Origin of the sequence: Streptomyces sp. NBC_00669, assembly GCF_036226785.1 — a bacterium.
Taxonomy (GTDB): domain Bacteria; phylum Actinomycetota; class Actinomycetes; order Streptomycetales; family Streptomycetaceae; genus Actinacidiphila.
Genome location: NZ_CP109018.1, coordinates 2,833,538 through 2,855,764, shown reverse-complemented (window position 1 = coordinate 2,855,764; position 22,227 = coordinate 2,833,538). Strand labels below are relative to the sequence as shown.

17 protein-coding genes are annotated in these 22,227 nt (G+C 73.6%); 3 read left to right on the top strand and 14 right to left on the bottom strand.

Translation table 11 applies throughout. From position 1 onward, the window contains the following. Positions 1-169 precede the first annotated feature (169 nt). The 3 genes from OG896_RS11450 (at position 170) to OG896_RS11440 (ending at position 3,326) form a co-directional block, all read left to right on the top strand. Entirely contained in the window at positions 170-1,993 is a 1,824-nt protein-coding gene (locus tag OG896_RS11450; RefSeq protein ID WP_329364707.1) for an aromatic amino acid ammonia-lyase, read from the top strand. A 126-nt stretch (positions 1,994-2,119) separates the two neighbouring features. After that, positions 2,120-2,368 carry a hypothetical protein gene (locus OG896_RS11445; protein WP_329364705.1) on the top strand — a complete coding sequence of 83 codons (249 nt, stop codon included), beginning with the start codon at positions 2,120-2,122 and terminating at the stop codon, positions 2,366-2,368. A 94-nt stretch (positions 2,369-2,462) separates the two neighbouring features. Beyond that, positions 2,463-3,326 (top strand): hypothetical protein, encoded by an 864-nt coding sequence (locus OG896_RS11440; RefSeq protein WP_329364704.1) that lies wholly within the window; start codon positions 2,463-2,465, stop codon positions 3,324-3,326. Positions 3,327-3,432: 106 nt separating this feature from the next. On the opposite strand, the gene OG896_RS11435 is transcribed toward OG896_RS11440, so the two are convergent. The 14 genes from OG896_RS11435 to murJ form a co-directional block, all read right to left on the bottom strand. Continuing rightward, the gene (locus OG896_RS11435) at positions 3,433-4,008 is read right to left on the bottom strand and encodes a hypothetical protein (RefSeq protein WP_329364702.1); all 576 of its coding nucleotides are present in this window, start codon (positions 4,006-4,008) and stop codon (positions 3,433-3,435) included. A 9-nt stretch (positions 4,009-4,017) separates the two neighbouring features. Next, the gene (locus tag OG896_RS11430) at positions 4,018-4,617 is read right to left on the bottom strand and encodes a hypothetical protein (protein ID WP_329364700.1); all 600 of its coding nucleotides are present in this window, start codon (positions 4,615-4,617) and stop codon (positions 4,018-4,020) included. Then, the gene (locus OG896_RS11425; protein WP_329364698.1) at positions 4,614-5,483 is read right to left on the bottom strand and encodes a hypothetical protein; all 870 of its coding nucleotides are present in this window, start codon (positions 5,481-5,483) and stop codon (positions 4,614-4,616) included. Before OG896_RS11425 ends, OG896_RS11430 begins: the two co-directional genes overlap by 4 nt. 148 nt (positions 5,484-5,631) lie before the next feature. Beyond that, entirely contained in the window at positions 5,632-6,876 is a 1,245-nt protein-coding gene (locus tag OG896_RS11420) for a cytochrome P450 family protein (protein WP_329364696.1), read from the bottom strand. 15 nt (positions 6,877-6,891) lie between these two features. Continuing rightward, the gene (locus OG896_RS11415) at positions 6,892-8,136 is read right to left on the bottom strand and encodes a cytochrome P450 (protein WP_329364694.1); all 1,245 of its coding nucleotides are present in this window, start codon (positions 8,134-8,136) and stop codon (positions 6,892-6,894) included. Continuing rightward, a complete protein-coding gene (locus OG896_RS11410) occupies positions 8,133-8,768 on the bottom strand; it encodes a GTP-binding protein (protein ID WP_402442643.1) in 636 nt (211 codons plus the stop codon). The genes OG896_RS11415 and OG896_RS11410 overlap by 4 nt, the downstream gene beginning before the upstream one ends. A gap of 16 nt (positions 8,769-8,784) precedes the next feature. After that, on the bottom strand, positions 8,785-9,135 hold the full coding sequence (locus OG896_RS11405) for a DUF742 domain-containing protein (RefSeq protein ID WP_328469351.1): 351 nt from the start codon (positions 9,133-9,135) through the stop codon (positions 8,785-8,787). Next, on the bottom strand, positions 9,132-9,566 hold the full coding sequence (locus OG896_RS11400; protein WP_328469353.1) for a roadblock/LC7 domain-containing protein: 435 nt from the start codon (positions 9,564-9,566) through the stop codon (positions 9,132-9,134). The genes OG896_RS11405 and OG896_RS11400 overlap by 4 nt, the downstream gene beginning before the upstream one ends. Positions 9,567-9,568: 2 nt before the next feature. Next, a complete protein-coding gene (locus OG896_RS11395; protein ID WP_329364688.1) occupies positions 9,569-11,191 on the bottom strand; it encodes an ATP-binding protein in 1,623 nt (540 codons plus the stop codon). A gap of 1,808 nt (positions 11,192-12,999) precedes the next feature. Continuing rightward, positions 13,000-15,420 (bottom strand): phosphatidylglycerol lysyltransferase domain-containing protein, encoded by a 2,421-nt coding sequence (locus OG896_RS11390; protein WP_329364686.1) that lies wholly within the window; start codon positions 15,418-15,420, stop codon positions 13,000-13,002. A 260-nt stretch (positions 15,421-15,680) separates the two neighbouring features. Then, positions 15,681-16,601 carry an RNA polymerase sigma factor SigF gene (locus OG896_RS11385; protein ID WP_329364684.1) on the bottom strand — a complete coding sequence of 307 codons (921 nt, stop codon included), beginning with the start codon at positions 16,599-16,601 and terminating at the stop codon, positions 15,681-15,683. A gap of 98 nt (positions 16,602-16,699) precedes the next feature. Next, the gene (locus OG896_RS11380; RefSeq protein WP_329364682.1) at positions 16,700-19,288 is read right to left on the bottom strand and encodes a DUF7737 domain-containing protein; all 2,589 of its coding nucleotides are present in this window, start codon (positions 19,286-19,288) and stop codon (positions 16,700-16,702) included. Then, on the bottom strand, positions 19,285-19,707 hold the full coding sequence (locus tag OG896_RS11375; protein ID WP_329364680.1) for a hypothetical protein: 423 nt from the start codon (positions 19,705-19,707) through the stop codon (positions 19,285-19,287). Before OG896_RS11375 ends, OG896_RS11380 begins: the two co-directional genes overlap by 4 nt. 75 nt (positions 19,708-19,782) lie before the next feature. Next, positions 19,783-22,020, bottom strand: a complete 2,238-nt coding sequence (murJ, locus tag OG896_RS11370) for a murein biosynthesis integral membrane protein MurJ (protein ID WP_443057001.1) — start codon at positions 22,018-22,020, stop codon at positions 19,783-19,785. Positions 22,021-22,227: the final 207 nt, after the last annotated feature.

The window sequence follows — 22,227 nt, the reverse complement described above, 5'->3', positions numbered from 1 at the left end:
CCCGGGCCGCGGGGACGACCGGGGCGCCCCGGAGCACGCGTCACGGACCCCCCGGAGCCCGCACGACGTACGACCCGGGGCGCGACCGTGACGGACGGCCCCTCCGTACCGCCCCTCTGCACCACCTCTCCGATCCACCCTTCCGTACCGCCCTCAGCCGGAGGCGACCATGGGAACAGCCCCTGAGTCGTCGTCGCACCGCGGCAACGACGCTTCCTCCGCACCCCAGCGTGCGCAGGCGGCCGGCGCGGTCCTCGACGGCTTCGGCCTCGACGCCGACGGCGTCGCACTGCTCGCCGACGGCGTGGCCGGACCCGTCGTCCCGCCGGAGGCGTACGCACGCGCCGAACGCTCCTGGCGCACCGCCCAGCGGCTCGCCGCCTCCGGCCGGATCTACGGCCGCGACACCGGCGTCGGCGCCAACCGGATGGTCTTCCTCAGCGACGAGGACAAGGACGAGCAGGACCTGCGGCTGCTGCGCAGCCACGCCGGCGGGGTCGGCGCGCTGCTGCCCGCCCGCGAGGTCCGCGCGATGCTCGCGGTCCGCGCCAACCAGGTGCTGGCCGGCGGCTCCGGCCTCCAGCCCGCACTCGTCCACGCGATGGTCGAGGCGCTGCGGCTGCATGTGCACCCGGCCGTCAACGAGTACGGGGCGGTCGGCACCGGCGATCTGACGGCGCTCGCGCAGACCGGGCTGACGCTGATCGGCGAGCGGCCCTGGCTGGCGGACCCGGTGGGGGCGCTGGGGCCGGAACTCGACCCGATCGGTGCGGAGGCGCGGGGCGCGGAGGTGCTGGGCGCGGAAACGGTACGGGACGGCGGGGTGCGGCACGGCGGGGTGGGGCCGGGCACCGTACCGGCCGGTCCCGTACCAGCCAGTCCCGCGTCGCCCGGAGCCGTACCGCCCGGTCCCGTATCGCCCGGCGCGAACTCCACCGAGCCGGGGCCGGTGGGCGTCCACGCCGATCCGCACCCCGACGGCGGCCCCGTCGCGCCGCTGCACACCAGCGCCACCGCGCCCGGACCCGCGCCCGTCACCCTCCAGCGCGGCGACGGGCTCGCCCTGATGAGCAGCAACGCCCTCGCGCTCGGCCAGGCCGCGCTGGTCTGCCACGACATCGACGTCCTGCTGCGGGCCTCGCACGCCATCGCCGCCCTCTCGCTGGCCGCGGTCGGCGGTTCCCTGGAGGCGTACGCCGCTCCGGTGCACGCCCTGCGCCCGTACGCCGGCACCCTGCACGCCGCCGCCGAGGTGCGCAGGCTGCTCGGGCAGCCGGAACGCCCGCAGGCGCCCGGCCGGCGCATCCAGGACCCGTACGGCTTCCGGGCGTTCCCGCAGGTGCACGGGCCGGCGCTGGAAGCGGTCGGCGCGCTGCGCCGGGTGCTCGGCGTCGAGATCAACTGCCCTTCGGAGAACCCGCTGATCACCGAGGACGGCGGGCCGGACGGCGGTCCCGCGGTCTACCACCACGGCGGGTTCTTCGCCGCGCCGCTCGGCCTCGCGCTCGACCAGCTCTCGCTGGCCGTGCTCCAGACCGCCCGGCTGTCCACCGCCCGCCTCGGACACCTCGGCGACCCCGACATCACCGGGCTGCGGCCCTTCCTCGCGGACGGGCCCGCGGCCAGCTCAGGGATCATGATCCTCGAGTACAGCGCGAACTCCGCGCTCGCGGAGCTGCGGGCCTCCGCCTCGTCGCCCGCGTCCGCCGGGCACACCGTCATCTCCCGCGGGCTCGAAGAGGCGGCGAGCTTCGCCTCCCAGGCGGCACGGCAGGCGCTCCGAGCCGCGGGCGCCTACCGTCTCGTGCTCGCCTGCGAACTCGTCGCGGCGGTACGGGCGTTGCGTATCCAGCCGGCGGACCTTCTCGACCCGGGCGCACCCGTGCACGCGGTCCTGACCTCGCCCGCGCTCCCGGCCGGCCCGGGGGACCGCCCGCTCACCCCCGACGTGACCGCCGCGACCCTCCTCCTCCCCGCCCTCGCCACCCTCTGAGCCGCCGCGCGGACCACTCCCGTGGCCGCTTCGGCGCGAACCCGTCTGGAGCGCGGCCGGACCGGGATCTATCGTGGGTCCTGATCATGTTTTCGTATGTGCGGCCCACCTGGGGGGATGGCGCGGATGGCATCGGAAGGCGTCCAGGAACTGACCGACAGGGCGAGCCGGTTGCGCGGCCTGGCCGACGAGATCGAGGCGTTGCCGGACGCGGCCCGTACCTTCGCCACCGCCACGATGAAGGACTGGTCCGGCCCGCACGCCGACCGGACCCGCGGGGAACTCGGCACGTGGCGGACCACGTGCCGCACCGTGGCGGAGTCCTTGCGCACCGAGGCGGGTACGTGCGAGCAGAACGCGAAGAAGCTCAAGTAGCCGCCCGTACGGCACCCGGGTGCCGCCTTACGCCGCGATACGCCGCCGCACGCCGCCCGGGTTCGGTCGGCCCGACCAGGAGCGCGCCACCCGCATGCCTTCGTACGACAGTTCACGTAGCCGGTTCCGCCTCGCCGACCGGCACATCGCCGTGCTCGGCCATCTCTCCGACCACCAGTCCCCGCCCGAGGAACTGCTTCCCTCGCTCGGCGAACTCCAGGAGCTCGGGCTGGTCGGGCCCGAGGGCGAACTCGACCTTTCTCTCAAGCAGTTGATCGAGACCCTCGCCGATCCCGTCGCCGTCGTGCGGATCGAGGTCACCGGCGGCCACGGTCCGGTCCACCACGGGCTGGTCGTCGGCCCGGACGCCGTCATCGCGCACGACGGCTGGCCCGGTGAGGAGGAGTCCGAGTACCTCTCGATCCTCCCGACCACCCTCGTCTGGGAGATCGCCCGCATGGTCAATCTGCACGGTGTCTCCGCGCCGGAGCCGGCCGTGCCGCCCCGGATCGCGACCACCATGGGCGCGCTGGACGCCGCCCTCGCCGCCCTCGCCGCAGCCATGGCCGACGGCGCCCCGGTGCCACCCGAAGACGGCGCCCTCCTCGCCCGGACCGCCCTCGCCGCCGCTGACGGCTCCCTCGCCGACCCCGAACTCTCCTTGCTCGCCGACCTCGTCTGCGCACTCGCCGGCACCTGGCGCGTCACCGTCGTCTGGGGCGCCCCGCCCACGCCCGCGGCCGAACCCGTCACCGCACTCCGCGCCCTCGCCGTCTGGGACTGCGGCGCCCTCGGCTACTGGGTGCGCGAGCAGCCGGAAGAGCCGATCCTCCCCGGCGGCGTCGACCCCACCACCCCCCTCCACCTCACCCCCGCCACCACCTCAACCCTCTGGACCCGCCTGACTGACCTCCTCCCGGACCAGCCGGAACTGGTTGACGAGGGGAACGCGGCGTAGGCCCTGGCGAGGGAACGCCGCGCGAACCTGCCCTGTGCCGCAGGGAAGTTGAGGAAGGAATGCGCCGAGCCGCCGCTGCGGCCCGAGTGGGTTCACCGAGGCATGCTCAGGGCTCCTTCGAGTTCGCGTTGCTTCGTTGAGACGCGTAGACCGCCGCTGCGACCGGGTCCAGCGGGTCGATCGTGACCGCCTCGAAGACGAGGGCGACGGCGAGGTCGACCTCGTCGAAGTCCCCCTCGGCCGTGCCGTGCCGCCGGTCGCCCAGTTTGGGAACGTACTTTCCGGTGGTGACGGTCACGTGCATTCCCGGACGCCGGAGTTCGGCGTTCCGCGTCAGCGACTTCAGGCAGGTGTAGGTGTAGGCGCGCTCCAGGTACTTGATGCGCAGGGCTCGGGAGGACCTCGTGAGTCCGTAGGAGTTGTACGTGAGCCGGGCCGGTGCGCCGCCGACTTCGAGGCTCGCTTTGTAGGGGGACGGCTGCCCGCTCACGCCAATTCCGCCGAGGCGAGCCTCCGGGAGATACTCCGACGCGAGGTGAGCGTGAAGTATCTCGTTCGAGCCTTGCGGCCTCGCGGGCTTGATGTTGTACACCATGGTGTCCCCGTACGCGCCGACGACGCCGCGTACGCCCTTGTGCGCTTCGTTTTCGAAGGGTTCGAGCTCGAAAATGAGGTCGGTCATGTCCTGGTCCTAGAAGTGCCAGTGGGTCGGGTTGAGTTTCTTCGCCGCGGACTTGGCGCCGCCCGCGATGTCGTGGGTCACGTTGCTCGTGGTCTTGTCGACCCAGTGAGTGGCCTTCGACGTGCCTTTCTTGATGTCACCCCAGTGCTGGACGACTTCCGCGCCGACGTAGACACTGCCGGTGGCGATGGTGAGGCCGAAGGTGACCGGGTTCGGTGCGATCAGGGTGGCCGTGAGGGACGCGTTGAATGCCGTGTCGGCGGCGTCAGCGACGTAGCCGGCGCCTTCGCGCTTGAATGCCTTGACGGGGTTGCCGTCGGATATCAGGTTCGCGGCGCTGATGCCGGTCATGGCGACGCTCGTGGCGATGTTGAAGCTGCGGAAGGCACCGGCGGTCTCGCCGACGGTGACGAGTCCTTTCAACGCGGCGCCGTAGCGGCTCTTGGCCGCGACGTTCTCGAAGGCCGTGCCTTGGCGCAACCCTTGGTACGCCTTGACGCCGACTCTCGCCAGGTTGGCGTTGGCCGCGCGCTCGACCGGGACACCCGAATGTGTCAGTCCACCGAACTTCTTCGCGAACTCGTCATTGCCGACCAGGGCGTTGATCACGCTGTTCGGGGTGATGCCCAGCGCCCAAGGTTCATGATGGGCTTGAGCCGGAGGTCGTCCCAGAGCCCACTTGTCCCGTCCCTGATCCTGCCGTTGAGTCCGGGGACGTGCTGCAAGGCGGACGTGAGCTTGCTCGGCAGCCAGGCACCTGGGGCGCTCAGTGACCGAATCTTGTCCATGTCCGCGAGCTTCGCGCCACTCCATTTGAGCACGCGGGAACCGCTGCTCTGCAACTTCGTCGCCGCCCAGAGCCGCCACGGCTTCGCCCACCCCGCCTTGAAGGAGTTCCCCACCAGCACCTTGGTGAGTTGGGAGCCCTGGAAGAGGACGTGGCCGGCTGCGTCGGTGGCGCTTTTCCAGTCGCCGAAGTTGGTGAGGTAGCTCTGGACCGCGGGCTCGAACGGTTGGAGTCCGGGGAGGGAGGTGAGGGCCTGGGCCTTGAGGCGGTCGATCCAGTCGTCGAGGTTCTCATTGGGGCGGCGCCGGAACTGCGACGCCTTCGGGTCGTCGCTGGCGGCGACGGAGTTGGCGACGAGCGCGAGTTCGGGGGAGAGCCCGTCGCCCTTGTACTTCGCGAGGTCCTGAGCGGAGAACCCGGCCCAGAGGAACCCGCCGGTGAGGTCACCCGCGTTCATGCGGGCCCGGGCCGCGCGGCGGCGCAGGTCGGGCGCGGTGTCGTCGGCCCAACGCGCGAGCGGCCGCAGGCCGTTGAGATGGGAGGTGGCGCCGAGCGCCGCCGCGCTGCGGAAAGCGGCGTCGGTACGGCTCTTGAGGCTGTTCGGCCCCTTGCCGTCGAGCAGCGTGGCCAGTTGCTCCAGGTCGACGGGGTCCACGCTGCGCAACTTCTGGTCGCGGCCGTCTCCCATGCGGTTCCCTCCCCGGAGGCACGTCGTCACCATGGGCAACTTTAACGTTCCTTGGTGACCGGGTGGTGAACCCGTGCCCTGTGAGGGGAAAAGGCGGCGGGCCACCCCGGAGTGGGGCGGCCCGCCGCGGGTGGGTCGTGGGGGAGCGTCAGTCGGTGGGGCGCAGGACCACCGGGAGGGTCTGGTGGCCGTTGGTGATCAGGGAGGGCACCCGGGGGAGGGTGTCGGCGGGGGTCGCCAGGCGGGTGTCGGGGAAGCGGGTGAAGAACGCGCTCAGCGCGACCACCGCCTCCAGCCGGGCCAGCGGAGCACCCAGGCAGAAGTGCACGCCGTGGCCGAACGCGAGGTGCTCGGGGCCGGGCGCGGTGCGCGTGAGGTCGAACTGCCCGGCCGTGTCGCCGTGCCAGTCGGGGTGCCGGTTCGCGGCGGCGTACGCGGCGAGGATCGCCTCGCCCGCGGCGATCATCTGACCGTCGGGCAGCGGGATGTCGCGGACCGCGAAGCGCATCGGCAGGTTCTTCACCGCCGGTTCCAGCCGCAGCGTCTCCTCCACCACCGACGACCAGTCCGAGTCCCCGGAGCGGACCAGCGCGAGCTGGTCGGGGTGGGTCAGCAGCGCGGAGATCGCCTGGTCGAGGAGGTTGACCGTGGTCTCGTAGCCGGCGCTGATCATCAGCAGCAGCGTGTCGCGCAGTTCGGTCTCGGACAGCGCCGAGCCGTCGCCCTCCTCGTCGCGCGCGGCGATCAGCAGGGAGGTCATGTCGTCGCCGGGCGCGGTCCTCTTGGCGGCGATCAGGTCGTCCAACACCCCGTACAGGCGAACGGTGTTGGCCATCGCCTCATCGGGCGTGAGGGTGGTGGAGAAGACGCCGTCCACCACGGTACGGAAGTCCGCCTGCTGCTCCTCGGGCAGGCCCATCAGATGGCTGATCACCTGGATCGGGATCGGGTAGGCGAACAGCTCGCGCAGGTCGACCGGGGTGTCCGGGGCGTCGTGGGACAGCTCGTCGAGCCGGTCCAGCAGCGTGCTGACGATCTGCTCGACCCGGTCGCCGAGCGCGGCTATCCGGCGGGCGGTGAACGCGGGGGCCACCAGCCGGCGCAGCCTGCGGTGGTCACCGCCGTACGCGGTGAACATGTTGTGCACCGACACCCACAGCGCCAGCGGCCAGGTCGCGACCGCGTGGTCGTACGCCGGCCAGTGCTGCCGGGCGTCCTTGGAGACGTCGGGGCCGGTCAGGAGCTGCTTGAGCAGGGTCGGGTCGGTGACGGCCCAGGCCGGCACACCGAGGATGTCGACGCGGGCGGCGGGGCCCTGGGAGCGTAGCTTCTCGTGCTCGGAGTCCGGGTCGGAGCCGGTGGGGTCCAGGACGAGAGGGGTGGGCAGGGACACGGCGGAGTGCTCCGTTCAGCTCTGGGGCGCGGGCGGGGCGGGGACGGGCGGGAAGGTGACCGGCAGCGCGGTGAGCGCGCGGTGCCACGGTCCTGGCCGCCAGGTCAACTCCTCGGCGGGGACGGCCAGATCCATCTCCGGCAGCGCGTCGACGAGGTGGACCAGGGCGGTCTCGGCGATCAGGTAGGCGTGCGACTTGGCCGGGCAGGCGTGCGGGCCGTTGCTCCAGGCCAGGTGGGCGCGGTTGCCGACCCGGCGGGAGGGCGCGGCGCCGATCGACGGGTCGTTGTTCGCGGCGGACATGCAGATGACGACCGGCTGGTGCGCGGGCAGCCGCACCCCGTCGACGTCCATCGGCCGGGGCGGGTACGACACGCAGTACGACGCCATCGGCGGGTCGGTGAAGAGCAGTTCGTCCAGCGCGTCGCGCACCGACAGGCTGCCGGCGTGCAGGTTGCCGGAGAACCGGTCGTCGGTGAGCATCAGCCGCAGCGTGTTGGTGATCAGGTTGGTGGTCGGCTCGATGCCGGCGCCGTAGAGGGTGACCAGCTGGTGGTCCATCTCCTCGTCGGTGAGCGCCGCGTGGTGGCCGATCAGCCAGCTGGTGATGTCCGCGCCGGGGGAGGTGCGCTTGCTGGTGGTCAGGTCGCGCAGCGCCTGGCCGAGCATCACGTTCCCGGCGGCGGCGTCCACGCCCTCGAAGATCGCGGCCATGCCGTCGGCGACCCGCTGGCCGATCTGCGGCGGGCAGCCCAGCATCTCGTTGAGCACGCGGAAGGCGATCGGCCAGGCGTACTGCGTGAGCAGGTCGGCCGTGCCGGTGGGGCTGAACTGGCCGATGGTCTCGGCGGCGACCTGCTCCACGGTCGCCCGCAGCTGGTGCTGGTTGACCTGGTCCAGGCTCGCGGTGTTCGCCCCGCGGTAGCGGTGGTGCTCCTCGCCGGCCGAGCGCAGCGCGTTCGGCCGCCACTCCATCATCGGCTTCACCGGGCAGTCGTCGGGCACGTCGCGCTGCCACACCCGCGGGTCGGCCGGGAAGCGCTGCGGGTCGTTGAGGATGCGCAGCGCCTGGGCGTAGCCGATGACGAGGGTGGCGGGGACACCGGGCGAGAGGTCCACCGGCACCAGCGGGCCGAACTCCGCGCGCATCCGGTCGTAGGCGCCGTGCGGGTCGGCGGCGAACTCCTCGGTGTAGAGCGGGACGCGCCGGCCCGGCGCGTGCGTGGCGGGCGCGGGGTCGGCATAGGGCGGGGACGTCACGGGCGGGGCTCCAGTTGGCGGGTGGACAGGAATTCGACGAGCGTGATCAGGGCGCCCAGGCACGACTGCCGGTCCCGCGCGTCGCACGTGGTCAGCGGGGTGGCGTCGTCCAGGTCGAGGGCCTGGCGGACCTCCTCCAGCGGGTACTCCATCCCGTCGTCGAAGCGGTTTATCGCCACGGCGTACGGGGTGTCGTACTCCTCCAGCAGGTCCAGAACGTCGTGGCAGCGGTCCAGGTCCCGGGTGTCGACCAGCACCAGCGCGCCGAGCGCGCCGTCGGCCAGCCCCTCCCACAGCGGCTTGAACCGCACCTGGCCGGGGGTGCCGAACAGGTAGAGCACCAGGCTCTCGTTGAGGTGCAGCCGGCCGAAGTCCATGGCCACGGTGGTGGTGGTCTTCTCCGGGGTGCCGCGCAGGTCGTCGACGCCGACGCTCGCCTCGGTCATGGGCTCGTCCATCCGCAGCACGAGCGGCGCGACGGTGCCCACCAAGGTGGTCTTGCCGACCCCGAACGGCCCGGTGACCAGCAGCTTCGCCGAGCGGGTGATGGTGGAGGGGAGGTAGTCGAAGCCGAGCGGCTCGGCGGCGGAGTCGTCGTCGGGACGGGCGGTCTCGCCGGACGGGCCCGTCATCTCGGACAGGCCGGCGTCAGGCGATGGAGCGGAGGCCATGCAGCACTTCCTTCAGCAGGTCGGTGGACGGCGCGTCGGCGCGGGTACGCCGGACCGGGGCCGCGAGGTGGCCGGAGTCGATCAGGCCGGAGACCAGAATCCTGACCACCGACGGCGGCAGCTCCAGCCCGGCGGCGATCTCCGCCACCGCCAGCACCCCGCCGCGGCACAGCAGGAACACCCGGCGGGCGTCCGGCTCCAGTCCTTGCACCGGGGCGGGCGCGGCGATCACCAGGGACTCCAGGCGTACGTCGCGGGAGGGGCGGCTGCGCCCGCCGGTGCGGACGTAGGGCCGGACCACATCCGGGTCACGCCGCGGGCCGCTCACCTCGCCCGACCGCCCTCGCCGACGGGTCGGCGCTCCCTGCTGACCAGCTCGTGGCCGACCCGCTGGGCCAGCGCGTTCATCCGCTCGCTGATCAGCCCGATGTCGCTGTCGAGTTCGGCGCAGACCGCCAGCAGCGAGTTCTCCGCGGCGGCCGAGGTCAGCCCGATCCACTGGTCGGTCTCGATCAGGTGCTGGCGCACCGAGTTGGGCTCACCCCGCCGCCCGGTGACCTCGGCCCAGGCCAGCCCGGCCGCCCGCAGCGCAGCCGTCACGGCCGCGAGCTTGTCGCCGGTGTCCTTGTCGATGGTCTTGGTGTACGAGCTGAGCAGGCCGTCTGATGTCATGTGGACCGCGAACCGCACGCCCGGGCAATTGCCGAGGTGCTCGTCGAGCAGCCACCCCAGCGCATTGTCGTCGTGAGCTTTCAACATGGTCAGGAATCGCCCTTCGAAGTGGCCGACGTGTTCTCCGACGTGCCCTGCCGGTCGGTGCCCCAGGGGCGGTCCGGCAGGTCCTCCCGCGGACCCTCGTCCGGGTCCGGCCGGCTCCCCGCCGAGGAGGAGGCCGCTGAAGATGCCTGCTCCGACAGCGCCCGGCCCCGGCGGGACCCGTCGGCCCACGCGGCGGCGATGTCCGGCCGGCCCGGCCGGGTCTCGGCCACCGGCGCGGCGGGTGCGGCGGGCGCGGGTGCCGGCTGCGGCCGGCGCCGCCGCCGGGTCAACCCGCTCGCGGTGGTGGCCGGTTGGGCGCCGAGCGACCCGTCGTGACGGCTGTCGGAGCCGTACGAGGGTCCCGCCGCGTACGGCTGCGGGTCGTGGGCGGCCTGCACCGGCTGCGGGCTCTGCGCGTACTGCGCGGGCTGCCCCGGCTGCGGCCCGTTCGGGTGGCCCTGCGCCGGGAGGTACGGCTGGTCGGCGCCGGGGCCCGCGCGGTGGCCGGCCGGCTGCTCGGCCGGCAGCGTGGTCAGCAGCGCGGCGGGCACGAACACCAGCGCCCGGGTGCCGCCGAACAGGTTGGGCGCTTCGAGGTCGATCCGGAAGCCGTAGCGCGCCGAGAGCTGGGCCGCGACCCGGAAGCCGGTCTGCGGGTACGCGCCGAGCGCGTGGATGTCCAGCGACTGCTTGCCGCTGAGGATCTCCCGGGCCCGCTCCAGCTGTTCGGTGCTCATCTGCAGCCCGGCGTCGTCCACGACCACCGTCACGCCGTTGTGCCCGGTACGGAAGGACACCTCCGCGTAGGAGGTCGGCGGCGCGTAGCGGACGGCGTTGTCGAGCAGGATCGCCAGGGTGTGCACCAGCGCCTCGACCGCGCGCGGCACCACCGCCTGGTCCAGTTCCTGCGCCCGCACCCGCTCGTAGTTCTGGATACGGCCCATCGCGGCCCGGGCGATGTCGGTGAACTCGGTGGCCGGCAGCCGGCGGCCGAGGGTGCCGCCGGACAGCACCATGTAGCCCTGGGCGATACGCAGCATCTGCTGGGCGGTGTGGTCGATCTCCATCAGCGTCTCGTACGCGTCGTCGCCGTGGTGCCGGCGCACGCCCACGCTGACCTCCTCGGCGAGTTCGGCACCGAGGCTCACCAGGGCCGAGGCGAAGGTCAGTACGGCCGCGCGGGTGGCGTCGCGGGCGTCCTCGTGGGCCTTCTCGACCCGCAACTCGGCGGCGTCCTGCGCGTCGCGCCGGGTCTGCCGGACCAACGCGGTGTGCTGGGAGACCAGTTCCTCGATGCGCTGCGCCGCCAGGGTGCCGGCCAGCGGCTGCGGCAGCACGAACTCGACCTCGCGGTTCTCGCCGGGTTCCAGCGCCGCGGCGGTGGCCTCGGCCAGGCCGGCCGACGCCAGGTAGCCCAGCGCGTCCTCCAACGCCCTTTGCTGCTCGGCGTACTGGCGTACCCGTTCTCGCTCGGTCAGGACCGTGGCATGGCTTTGTGCGTGCTGCTGCTCGGCCTGCCGCTGCCGGGTGCGGGCGATACGGCGGAACCGCAGAGCCGCACCGCCGGCGGCCAGCGCGAGGGCCAACAGCAGCGCAGCTGCCGCCTCCTGTATCAACGTGGTCATCAGATCCTCAGGAATCTGGACGCGGCTCAACGCCCGTCCGGGGTTGGCGGTGTCGGGTGCCGTGACCGGAGAGGTGCACCGGTTCGCGGTGCCCGGCGCGGCACCTCGCTGCGTGGTCGGAGTCGTCCGCGTACGCCCGGTACGAGGACGATCCTCCGCCTGGCGACGCTCCGCACCGGGCACCGCGAACCAGGCACACCCTTCCGGCCGCGGCACGGGAGACGCTGACGGTCGATGACGGCGGCGGGCCCGCGGATAACCGCCCCCGGGCGGGGCGCGGCCACCGGGCCGGGTCCTTGCGGAGGCTGCGGCTGACGGCCGTGGTCACTTGCCTGTCCTCACCGTCGGGGGTGCGGCGGCTCGCTGGATCACGCCGGCCGGCGACCGGAACGAGCGGGCGTGGGTGGTGTCCTGATCGCCCGGCCGAACGGTCGCGCGGTGCGAGTGGTTCGGGGCGCCGTACTGGATTCGATTGTGCCTGGCCATTGGGGAACGGCCTTGGTGCGGCCACTTTGCGATCATATACAGGCGGCCGTTCCGCGCCAAGCCGCTGCATTTGCTCGCCGCCCATATGTGCGGAAGAAGGCGGCGAATTCGGGCGAGTCGCTCGATCAGACAACCGAATTCTCCACCCCTTCGAGGGTTGTGGCAGTCGCGGCCGCGGTGGAGTCCACGGGGCGGGCGCGATGGTGGGCGCACCGGTCCCCGGGCCGGCGTCGCAGGCGATCGCGGTCAGGTACGGAGAGGGAGCCTACCGTTACGTAGGCCGGAAGGAGTTGGAGTCGCGAATGCCGACCGCGAACGGGTGGCGCGTGCGACGATCCGCCGGCGCCGGCTTGACGGCGGCGGCCCGGTTTCCCTCCGTCGGCGCGACGACGACCGGGCGCGGCTGCCCCTGCCGCGGTCCCGCGGGGACCGGTCGATCGGCCCCCGCTTCACCGGCGGGCGGGGGTGCGGCGGGCTTCTCGCCCTGGTCCGGGCGCGGTCCGGGCGTGGATCTCGGCGGCGTCAGCCCATCATGACTTCATATCAACACCGTTTGGATGAACCGGAGTTGACGTTCCGTCCGATCTCAGGGGAGAGCCTGGCATTCGCGCTCGGCGTCTCGACGGCGTCCGGTGCGGGCTGTCCTGGGCGCCGCCGCGCTGGTCACCGCGGTACAAGTCGGCCGCACCGGCCCGGGTTTCCCGCGAGCCGCGGACTTCACCGCCGACTTCCCCCGCGTTCCGTGCCGCGTATGGTGCCGCGCGGTCGGAATTGCGGGTGCCGGCAATGGTGGGGCGCCCGCCGGGCGGCCGCTCGGCTCCCGTCCGCGGTGCGGGCGTTGCCCGTACGACCGGCGGGCGCCCGCCGGGGACGCGGCCGCCGCGCGGCGGGTGCCGTGGCGGTCGCAGGGAGCTGTACGGCCCGCGCTTCCTCCCTTTCGGCACGGTGCGCTTCGCCTTTCGCCCGGCCCCGCCCGGGTGAATCCGCGAGCGCGGATTCCGGCGGCCGGAACGCGGCCGGACATCCGGTATTCGGTTCCCGGACGGCGTATTCGGCTGACGCATTCGTCCGCCTCATTCGGCTGCCGTATGCGCCCGCCGCGAAATTCGCCCGGGTGAGTCCTCCGCGGCCGACCCGAGGCGCCGGAATTCCCGCACCGCGCAGGCGATTCGGCAGCGGAAATCCGCGGAGACGGGTGCGCCCGGCGGCGGGAGTGCCCGAACGGCCGGAGGGAGGGGGCCGCCGGGGCACCCCCGAACCGCCCGCGCGGCCACCCCCGGGCAGGCCCCGGGTGTGGTGACCCGCGTCCGCAACGCTGCGGGTCAGTGCACCTGGTGGGAAGCCCGGGCGGTTCGTGCGGCGGCGAGGCGCAGGCCCTCGGTGTAGGCCGCGGCGGCGATCACCCGGGGGAGTTCGGCGCGCCGCTCGTACAGCAGGTGCCGGGTCACCCAGCGCGGCCGGTACCCCGCGTACGCCTGCTCGCCGTCGGACGGCGCGAGGTTGAGCGAGACGCGGACCACGCCCGCCACCGGTTCGGCGCCGGTACGCGCCCGCAGCAGCACCTCGGTGAGGACGAGATCGACCGGGCCGTGCCCCGACTCCTGGTCGTGCCGCAGCAGCGCCAGGGTCAGCCCGTCCTCGCCCCACGGCACGAACGCCAGCAGCGCGCAGGTCCGGTCGTGCCGGTCGCGGCACTCGGCGATCACGCAGCCCGGGTCGGCCGGGTCGCCGAGCCGCCCCAGCCGCACCCCGCCGGCCGCCCGGCCGTGCCGCCGCCACGCGTCGGCGAGCTGCCGCAGCCGTACCCACTCCTCCTCGGCCACCTCCCGCTCGCGGCGCACCACCACCGTGTAGCCGGCGCCCTCCATCGCCTGCCGCAGCCGGGCCGGCTCGGCCGGCAGCGCGCCGACCTCGACCACCGGCTCCACGCCCGAGTCCAGGCCGTGCAGCCCGGCCGCGGTGTAGACGCCCGCGGCGCTGTCGCCCGCGTGCGCGACGGCCGCGACCCAGGCGTGCCGGCGGGCGGTGTCCAGCCAGTGCGCGACCGCCGCCGGCCACGCGGCCGGCGGTCCCACCGGATCGCCGGCCGCGAGCGTCACGCCGTTCACCACCCGGTGCACGATCGCGGCCCGCCGGTCCGGCGCCCAGCACACCGCGCGGTCCCGGCGCAGCGCGAAGTACCCGAAGGAGTCCCGGCCGCCGTCCGCCCGCAGCAGCGCCCGCAACCGCCGCTCGTCCGCGGGCAGCAGCCGGTCCCGGCCGCGCGGCGCACGCAGGAACGCCAGCACCACGAGCAGCAGCAGCGCCACGCTGATCAGGTTGATCAGCAGGTCCGCCCACCACGGCACCCTGATCCCGGGGTGGTCGAAGATCGCCGACAGCGTCAGCGTCCGTACCGCCGCGTACCGGGCGCTGGGGCCCCAACGCGACGGCGGGTCCTGGTCGGTGGCCTGGACCAGCAGGGTGCCGGCGCCCACCGCGACCGCCGCCCCCACCACCAGGCTGAGCAGGCCCACGGCGATGTTGCGCCGCTCGCCGCGCACGTTGAAGGCGGTGCGCGAGACCAGCAGCGCGCCCAGCAGCACCAACGTCAGGGCGATCGCCAGCCAGTCGGCGGCGTGCCGGTGCGCCCCCGGCGCCGCCGCGACGGTGCTCGCGATCGCCACGGTGTACGCGGCGGTCGCCACCGTGGTGAGCAGCCACGCCGCCCGCTTGCGCCGGCGCAGGCTCACCGACAGCACGAACGCCAGCGCGGCGCCGGTGAATCCGGGGCTGACCAGGAACGCGGAGACGTGGCCGCCGCCGCTCGCGGCCCGCACCCGGTCGCGCAGCGGGCCGACCAGCCCGCTGACGACGTCCACCGCGGCCGCCAGCCGCAGGTACCACACGGCGATCACCGCGCCCGGCCCGCGCAGCGGCCCCAGCACCCGGCCCAGCAGCAACTCCAGCCGGGACGGCGGCACCTCCACGACCGTCGGCACCGCCGACGCCCGCTTCGCCAGCGACACCGGGGTGGGTGCCCCGGCGACCGCGTCCATCACCGCGGTCTTCGCGGCCATCACCCGCCGCCGCGCGCCCTCCTCGCGCCGTTCGGCCCGCGCCATCCGGCGTGGCCGCGCGGCGTAGCGCCAGCGCGCCCACGGGCTGTGCGGCCGGGCCAGCCGCAGCGCGCCCACCACCGCGAGCACCGGCACCATCACGCCCAGCAGCCCGGTCCACACCTTGCCCTTGAGCAGGCACAGCACCACGAACCCGAGCAGCACCGCGGCCACCGCGTACGACCCGTACGACCCCCCGCCGACGTACCCGCCGAGCGGGGCCTCGCCCGCCACCAGCAGCCCGATCACCGCGACGGAGAGGATCACCGCGTCGACCGACCGCCGGCCCTCCTCCTTCCAGTACACGTCCTCCAGGTGCAGCACGAGCGCGAACTCGTCCAGCACCAGCCCGCAGCCCATCCCGAAGACCACCGCGAGGATGTCGTGCGCCACCGGCCCGCCGCTGATCCCGAACGCGCCCACCCCGCCGATGATCATCATCACCTGGCCGAAGACCACGTGGTGGATGTGCATCCCGCCCGGCTGCACGTTCCCCGGCCACCACGACACCTGCCGCCGGATCATCCGGGTGCTGAACCGGATGAAGAGGAAGGAGCAGACCAGCCCGGCCAGCAGCAGGAAGAGCTGCTCGCGCCCGGCGCCCGAGGTCTGCATGCCGTGCGTGCCGCCCAACCAGTGCCTCATGGGCCAAGGGTGCTGGCCGCGCGCCCCGACGCGGACCGGGACGCGCGGAACGGGTGGCGGGCTTGGCGCAGATGGGGGCATGCCGGGCGACGGGCACACGACTGAGCCCCGCATCGTGACCATGCGGGGCTCGGAGTCGGAGCGGCGTTCAGCGCCTGCCGCGGAAGGGTGCGCGGCGGGTGGGCCCGGGGTGGATCGGCACCCGGTCGAGGTGTGTGAGGTGGCTCACCCGGTGGCGCGGGGTTGCCGCGTGGGGCGGCTCACCGCTCGGTGAGCATCCCGTTGCGCAGCTTGGTGAGGGTGCGCGACAGCAGCCGGGAGACGTGCATCTGCGAGCAGCCCAGCTCGGCGCCGATCTCGGCCTGCGTCATCTCGTCGGCGAAGCGCATCCGCAGGATGCTCCGCTCGCGGTCGTCGAGCCGGCCCAGCAGCGGGGCGAGGGCGTGGAAGTCCTCGACCAGCTCCATCGCCGGGTCGCAGGCGCCGATCGACTCGGCGTACGGCCGGCTGTTGTCGGAGCCGCCCTCCTCGTCGCCGGCGGGCAGGTCGAGCGAGCCGGCGGTGTAGCCGTTCGACGCCACCAGGCCCTCGATGACGTCCTCCTCGCCGATCTCCAGGTAGGCGGCCAGCTCGGCGACGGACGGCTTGGCGTCCAGCACCGCGGTGAGGTGGTCGCGGGCCTTGGCCAGCTCCACCCGCAGCTCCTGGAGCCGGCGCGGCACGTGCACGGCCCAGCTGGTGTCGCGGAAGAACCGCTTCATCTCGCCCACGATGTACGGCACGGCGAAGGTGGTGAACTCCACCTCGCGGCTCAGGTCGAACCGGTCGATCGCCTTGATCAGGCCGATCGTGCCGACCTGGAGGATGTCCTCCATCTCCTCCGGGCCGCGGCTGCGGAACCGGCGGGCGCTGAAGTGCACCAGCGACATGTTCATCTCGATGAGGGTGTTCCGCGCGTAGCTGTACTCGCGGGTGCCCTCCTCAAGGGTCTGCAGCCGGTCGAAGAAGAGCTTCGACAGCGCCCGCGCGTCCTTGGGGGCGACCTTGCCGGCTTCCTCGATCCAGGGCAGTTCACCGACCGACCCTGCGTGCGCGCCCGACACGGGGGCACCAGGAGAGGTAGCGGAACCCGTCGCAGCAGGCTGGACGGATGCTTCTGCGGTCTGCGTGGCCACCGTCATGTCATCATCCTCAGTCGTCGGAACTGCTCTTCGGCCTCTTACCCCCGACCTCCCCCCACACTCCCACTTCTTCGGAACAGTTTCCACGCGGCATCTTTTCAGCGGTCGACCGGCGCCGATACGTAGGCGATCTGCCCCAATATGTCCTGGTCTGTTATGTGTTCGTCGTCGGCGAGGAGGAGGACCTTGCTGAGGATCACCGAGGTCTGCTCGTCGTCGTCGGCGAAGGGGAGGAAGAGGTCGCGGTGCGGTGTGCGGGTCAACCCGGCCGGGACGATGCACAGGTGGCCGCCCGGGTCGACGTGGACGCTGCCGCTGCCGAGGTGCACGCGGTAGTCGGCGCGGGTGCCGCGCACCCGGGCGTACCGGCCGTCGAGGGTGACCCGGTCCAGGCCGAGGTCGGCCACGAGGGCGGCGAGCAGCGCGGCGCGGACCGCCGCCGCCGAATCGGACGGCGACTCCTCGGACGGCAGTTGCCGCGCGGCGACCGAGACCACCAGGTCCACGTCGCGCAGCGCCTCGGACAGGTCGAGCGCCGGCACCCGCGCCAGCGGCACCGCCGCGCCGAGCACCAGGCTGTGGCCGGGGCCGTCGACCGTCTCGACGAACCCGGTCGGCCCGGTCCTGGCCGAGCCCTCGCCCAGGAAGTGGCCCAATTCGTCGAAGCGCAGCACGGCGTGGCAGCCGCCCAGGCGCCGTGTCGCGAACGGCTGGTCCTCGCGCACCGACGCCCGCCAGCCCCGGGCGGTGAGCAGCCGCCCGGCGACCGCGCCGGCCACGTCCCGCCCGGCGAAGCGCAGTGACCACGTGCCGTCCTCCCGCTCGGCCGCGGTGAGGCGGTACCACTCCCGGAAGACCTGCTTGACCGGCTGCTGTATCCGCCGCCGCACGACCTCCCGCTGCCACCCGCCGAGCAGGTCCCGGGCGGCGAGGTCCAGCGGGTGGGCCGCGCCAATCCCGACCCCGACCCCGGCGCCGCCGCCGGCTCCGATCGGCACCGGCACGCCGTCGAGGCCGACCAGCGCGGGGGCGGCGCCGGAGAGGTCCAGCAGGCCGAACACGCCGCCGGCGGTGCGCAGCACCAGCGCGGACAGCATGGCCCGCGCGGCGGGCAGGGCCAGCAGGCGGTCGAAGGCGGCCGCGTCCAGCAGGTCGCCCCCGGCCACCAGCGGCTCGATCAGCCCGGTGCGCACCCTGCGGGCCTGCTCGCGCAACCGCTCCTGCACGGCGCGGATCTCACCGTAGGAAGGGTCCTGCCGGACCTGCTTCGGTACGGACGCGAGCCGCTTGCCGGCGCGTTCGACCCGCAGGGGCACAGCGGGGTCGGCCAGGTCGGCGGCGAGGGTGTACGCCCCGATGCTCCAGCGCTGCGGGGTGTCCGTGGCCAGCCGGGCCTCCATGTCCCACTCCAGGCGGTCGGCCGACGGGTACCCGGTGACCTGAGCGAGGTGCCACAGCCCGGCGTGCACCGCCCGCAGGTGGTTGGCGCGGCGCTCGGCGCCGAACCGGGTGGCCGCCTTCGCGCAGCCGCGCAGCTCCAGATAGCGGTCGAGCACGGTCTCGCCGGCGGTGAGCGGCAGCAGGCCCAGACACGCGATCGCCGAGTACGCGTGCCGGCGCAGCCGTTCGCGGACCCGCGGCTCGTTGAGGCCGTACCGGGCGAGCAGGAACTCCGGCAGGTCGTCCGCCGCGCCGACCGACCCGGCGCCGAGGCCGGCGAGGTCGGCCGTGACCGTCGTCGCGGTGGCGCACAGCAGCGGGAGCAGGTCGGCCATCCGCTCGGCCGGCAGTTCCACGCGGCGCAGCGCGCCCAGGTCGATCGCGTCGGACTCCGGGTCGACGGGCGCGACGCCGGCACGGATCAGGCGGGCCAGCGGTCGCGCGTCGGCGGCGTCGAGCAACTCCAGCAGGTCCAGGGGCTGTTCCCGCGCGGCCGCCGCGAGGGCCACGGCCGCCTCGCGCTCGGCGCGGGGACGCGTGCCCAACTCGTCGAGCAGCGAGACCTGTTCGGCCTCGGTGAGGCGGGCCTGCGCCAGGTAGACGGCGGCGGTGCCGCGGGCGCGGTCCCCGCCCGGCGCGGTGGTCTCGGCCCGCCACAGCTCCAGCGCCCGCAGGAAGAACCGCGTGCCGCGCGGGCGCCAGGGCGGGAGTTGCCTGACGCTCTCCGCGGTGGGCGCCGCGCAGAGCAGGTCGACGAAGCGGTCGAGGGAGTCCGCGATCCTGTCGCGGCAGCCCGCGGAGGCCTCGTCCCACAGCGCGGGCCGGTCGTGGAAGTGCGGCTGCTCCCGGCGCGCCGGATCGACCGGGCACAGCTCCCAGGACCGATGGCGCACCCGCAGCAGCGGGTGCAGGACGTCGTCGTCCAGCGCCCCCGCGTCGTACAAGCCCTGCACGAGCCGGATCAGCTCCCACCCGCGGAAGCCGGAGCCGTTGCCGAGCAGCAGGGAACGCAGCAGGGCGGTGCGCTCCGGCGTGACGGGGCGCTCCAGGACCGCGCGGGCCGCCGCGTCCCAGCACTCGTGCAGGCCGTAGGACCCGGGGCCGAACGTCTCCTGTAGGAACGTGTGCAGCTCCACCGGGACGTCGAACGGCACTTCGTCGGCGAGCTGCCGCAACGGGCCGGGTGACCGGGCGAGCAACTCGCCGAGCCGGTGCGCCACTTCGTCCGTGGCCGGGACGGCGCTCATCCGCCGACCAGCGCGGTGACGCGGAGGAAGGTGATCCGGTCGCCCGGCCGGACCGCCACCGGCTCGTCCGGGGACTCCAGCCGGCGGCCGCCCGCGAACACGGCGACCAGGCCGCGGTCGATCGCCGCCATCGCCCGCTCCGTCTCGGCCGCGGCGCCGCCCACCGGCTCGGTACGGTCAGGGCCGGACCGGAACTGGGCGCCCACCGAACTCCGCGCCGCGCGCGGCCTCTTGGAGCCCGAAGCGGCCCCTTCGCGGTCCGCCGCGTCCGCCGCCGCGAGCTGCGCCTCGACCGCGCGGCCCACGATCTCCCGCAGCGTCAGCACGGCCTCGTCCGCGGCCACCTCCAGCCACACCGCCGGCACCGTCGGCCCGTCCGGCACCCCCACCGCGCGACTGCGCACCTCCAGCAGCACCATCGCCGCCCGCCCCCTCCCTCACGATCACTCCACCACGACCCTAGGGCGACCCTCTGACAACGCGTTCCGGCCCGGTCAGCGGCCCAACCGGCCGCGCACCATGCCCAGCAGCGCGTTCAGCTCCTCGATCCGCATCCGCTTGGCGATCGCGAGGAAGAGGCCGATCTGGACCACGAGGCCGATCAGCAGGGCGCCGGCCGCGCCGAGCAGGCCGCCGCCCAGGACGTGCTCGGTGGTCCGGGCGAGCAGGAAGCTCAGGATCGAGGGGATGACGCTGGCCACGATCAGGCGGCCGTAGGTGCGGCGGATACGCGGCCCGTCGAGGGTGCCGATCCGGCGCCGCAGCCGGGGCAGCGCGACCATCAGGCCGACGAAGTACGCGACGCCGTAGCCGAACGCCATGCCGATCACGGCCCGTTGCGGCGGCAGCAGCAGGAACGACAGCCCGGCGACAGCCGCGTTGACCAGGGCGATCCACACCGTGTTGAAGAAGGGCGTCCGGGTGTCCTCGTACGCGTAGAAGCCGCGCAGCATGACGTACTGCGCCGAGTACGGGATCAGGCCGAGGGCGAACGCGGCGAGCATGTAGCCCACCGAGCGGCCGCCGTTGGCGCCGGTGCCGTAGATCAGCGCGCCGATCCACGGGCCGAGGGAGAGGAAGAGGAAGGCGGCCGGCACGATCGCCACCGCGGAGGTGCGCAGGCCGTGCGAGATGTCGGCGCGGACCGCGGCCGCGTCGCCGTCGGAGGCGGCCCGGGATATTCGGGGCAGCACCGCGCTCATCACCGAGACCGTGATGACCGCCTGCGGCAGCTGCCAGATGGTCTGGGCGCTGGTGTACGCGGCCAGGCCGGTGCCGCTGGCGAAGCCGTGCGCCGCCGCGGACTTCTCGGCGGCGGTGGCGAGTTGGGTGACCACGATCAGCCCGGCCTGGTTGGCCAGCACGAACAGGAAGGTCCAGCGGGCGAGTTTGGCGGCGTGCCCCAGACCGTGGCCGCGCCAGTCGAAGCGCGGCCGGAAGTGCAGCCCGGACTTGCGCAGGTAGGGGAGCATCGACAGCGCCTGCACCACCAGGCCGAGCAGGGTGCCGACACCCAGCAGCCGTACGCCCTGCGGGGAGATGGTGTTCGGGCTGACCGCCGAGTGGCCGAAGCTGCCGAACACCCAGATGTACATCCCGAAGGTGAAGATCACCACGATGTTGTTGAGCACCGGGGTCCACATCATCGCCCCGAACCGCTCGCGGGCGTTGAGGATCTGGCCGGCCACCACGTGCACGCCCATGAAGAAGATCGTCGGCAGGCAGTACCTCGCCATGTCCACGGTGACGTGCGCGCTGGCCGGGGTGGACATCAGCGAGGGGGAGAGCATCCGCACCAGCAGCGGCGCGGCCGCCACCATCACCAGCACCACGGCGCCGAGCGCGGTGATCACCAGCGTCAGCAGCCGGTTGGCGTACGCCTCGCCGCCGTCCGCGTCGTTCTTCATGCTGCGGATCAGCTGCGGGACGAACACCGCGTTCAGCGCGCCGCCGCCGACCAGGAAGTACACCATCGTGGGCAGCGTGTAGGCGACCTGGTACGAGTCGCCCATCACGCCCTGGCCGATCGCCGCGGCGATCATCATGTTGCGGACGAAGCCGGTGCCCCGCGACACCATGGTGCCCAGCGCCATCACGGCACTCGAACCGAGCACCGAGCCCTTGGACTTGGCCTTGCCGTCCGCGGCCGGTTCGCGCCCCGCCTCCCGCGGCGGCGCCCGGTCCACGTCGATCACCGGGAACGTCCCGGTCGCCTCCGCCGCCACGTCCCCGCTGGCCCCGCCGTAGACGTTCGGCGCGTAGTAGAGGGAGTAGTCGGCGTCGTCGTCCCGGTAGAGGTGGCGGTACGGGTCCGGGTCCGGCGCGCTCTGCTGCGGCACGGAGGTGTAGCCGTAGGGCCCGTACTGCTGCTGCGCGTAGGGGGCTTGCTGTTCGTACCCGCCGTACTGGCCGTACGGCGCCTGCTGGCCGTACGGCGCTTGCGGTTCGTACCCGCCCTGCTGGCCGTACGGCGCCTGCTGGCCGTACGGTGCCTGCTGGCCGTACCCGCCCTGCTGGTCGTACGGTCCCTGCTGGTCGTACCCGCCGTATTGGCCCGGGTACTGCTGCGGGTACCCGCCGTCCCGCGGGTACCCGTCCTCCCCGTACGGACCTTCGTATCCGTCACGCCGACCGTTGCCGCCGTCCGGCGTGCTCATAGGTCTCTCCGCTTCCGCTGCACCAGGACGGGACCGGCGCCCCCGGTCCGCCGCCCGTACCGCATACCTTCTCATCCGCGGCGGCGCGGCATCTCCCCGAGTGGCGTCAGGCGGCGGGGGCGGAACGTACGCCACCCGACCGCACGACCGCGCGCGGGCTCCGCGCCGACGACGACCGTGTTCGGCCTCGGCGACGTCCGACGGGGGCTGGTCGCCGAACAGCCGTGCCCGGTGCCGCCGTTCGGTCGTGTTCGGCTGGCCCGCGGGCGGGGTCCGGCGCAG

Coding starts and splice junctions, on each gene's coding strand:
- OG896_RS11450 (WP_329364707.1), top strand. CDS start 170: ATGGGAACAGCCCCTGAGTCGTCGTCGCACCGCGGCAACGACGCTTCC.
- OG896_RS11445 (WP_329364705.1), top strand. CDS start 2,120: ATGGCATCGGAAGGCGTCCAGGAACTGACCGACAGGGCGAGCCGGTTG.
- OG896_RS11440 (WP_329364704.1), top strand. CDS start 2,463: ATGCCTTCGTACGACAGTTCACGTAGCCGGTTCCGCCTCGCCGACCGG.
- OG896_RS11435 (WP_329364702.1), bottom strand. CDS start 4,008: ATGACCGACCTCATTTTCGAGCTCGAACCCTTCGAAAACGAAGCGCAC.
- OG896_RS11425 (WP_329364698.1), bottom strand. CDS start 5,483: ATGGGAGACGGCCGCGACCAGAAGTTGCGCAGCGTGGACCCCGTCGAC.
- OG896_RS11410 (WP_402442643.1), bottom strand. CDS start 8,768: ATGACGGGCCCGTCCGGCGAGACCGCCCGTCCCGACGACGACTCCGCC.
- OG896_RS11400 (WP_328469353.1), bottom strand. CDS start 9,566: ATGTTGAAAGCTCACGACGACAATGCGCTGGGGTGGCTGCTCGACGAG.
- OG896_RS11395 (WP_329364688.1), bottom strand. CDS start 11,191: ATGACCACGTTGATACAGGAGGCGGCAGCTGCGCTGCTGTTGGCCCTC.
- OG896_RS11390 (WP_329364686.1), bottom strand. CDS start 15,420: ATGAGGCACTGGTTGGGCGGCACGCACGGCATGCAGACCTCGGGCGCC.
- OG896_RS11385 (WP_329364684.1), bottom strand. CDS start 16,601: ATGACGGTGGCCACGCAGACCGCAGAAGCATCCGTCCAGCCTGCTGCG.
- OG896_RS11380 (WP_329364682.1), bottom strand. CDS start 19,288: ATGAGCGCCGTCCCGGCCACGGACGAAGTGGCGCACCGGCTCGGCGAG.
- OG896_RS11375 (WP_329364680.1), bottom strand. CDS start 19,707: ATGGTGCTGCTGGAGGTGCGCAGTCGCGCGGTGGGGGTGCCGGACGGG.
- murJ (WP_443057001.1), bottom strand. CDS start 22,020: ATGAGAAGGTATGCGGTACGGGCGGCGGACCGGGGGCGCCGGTCCCGT.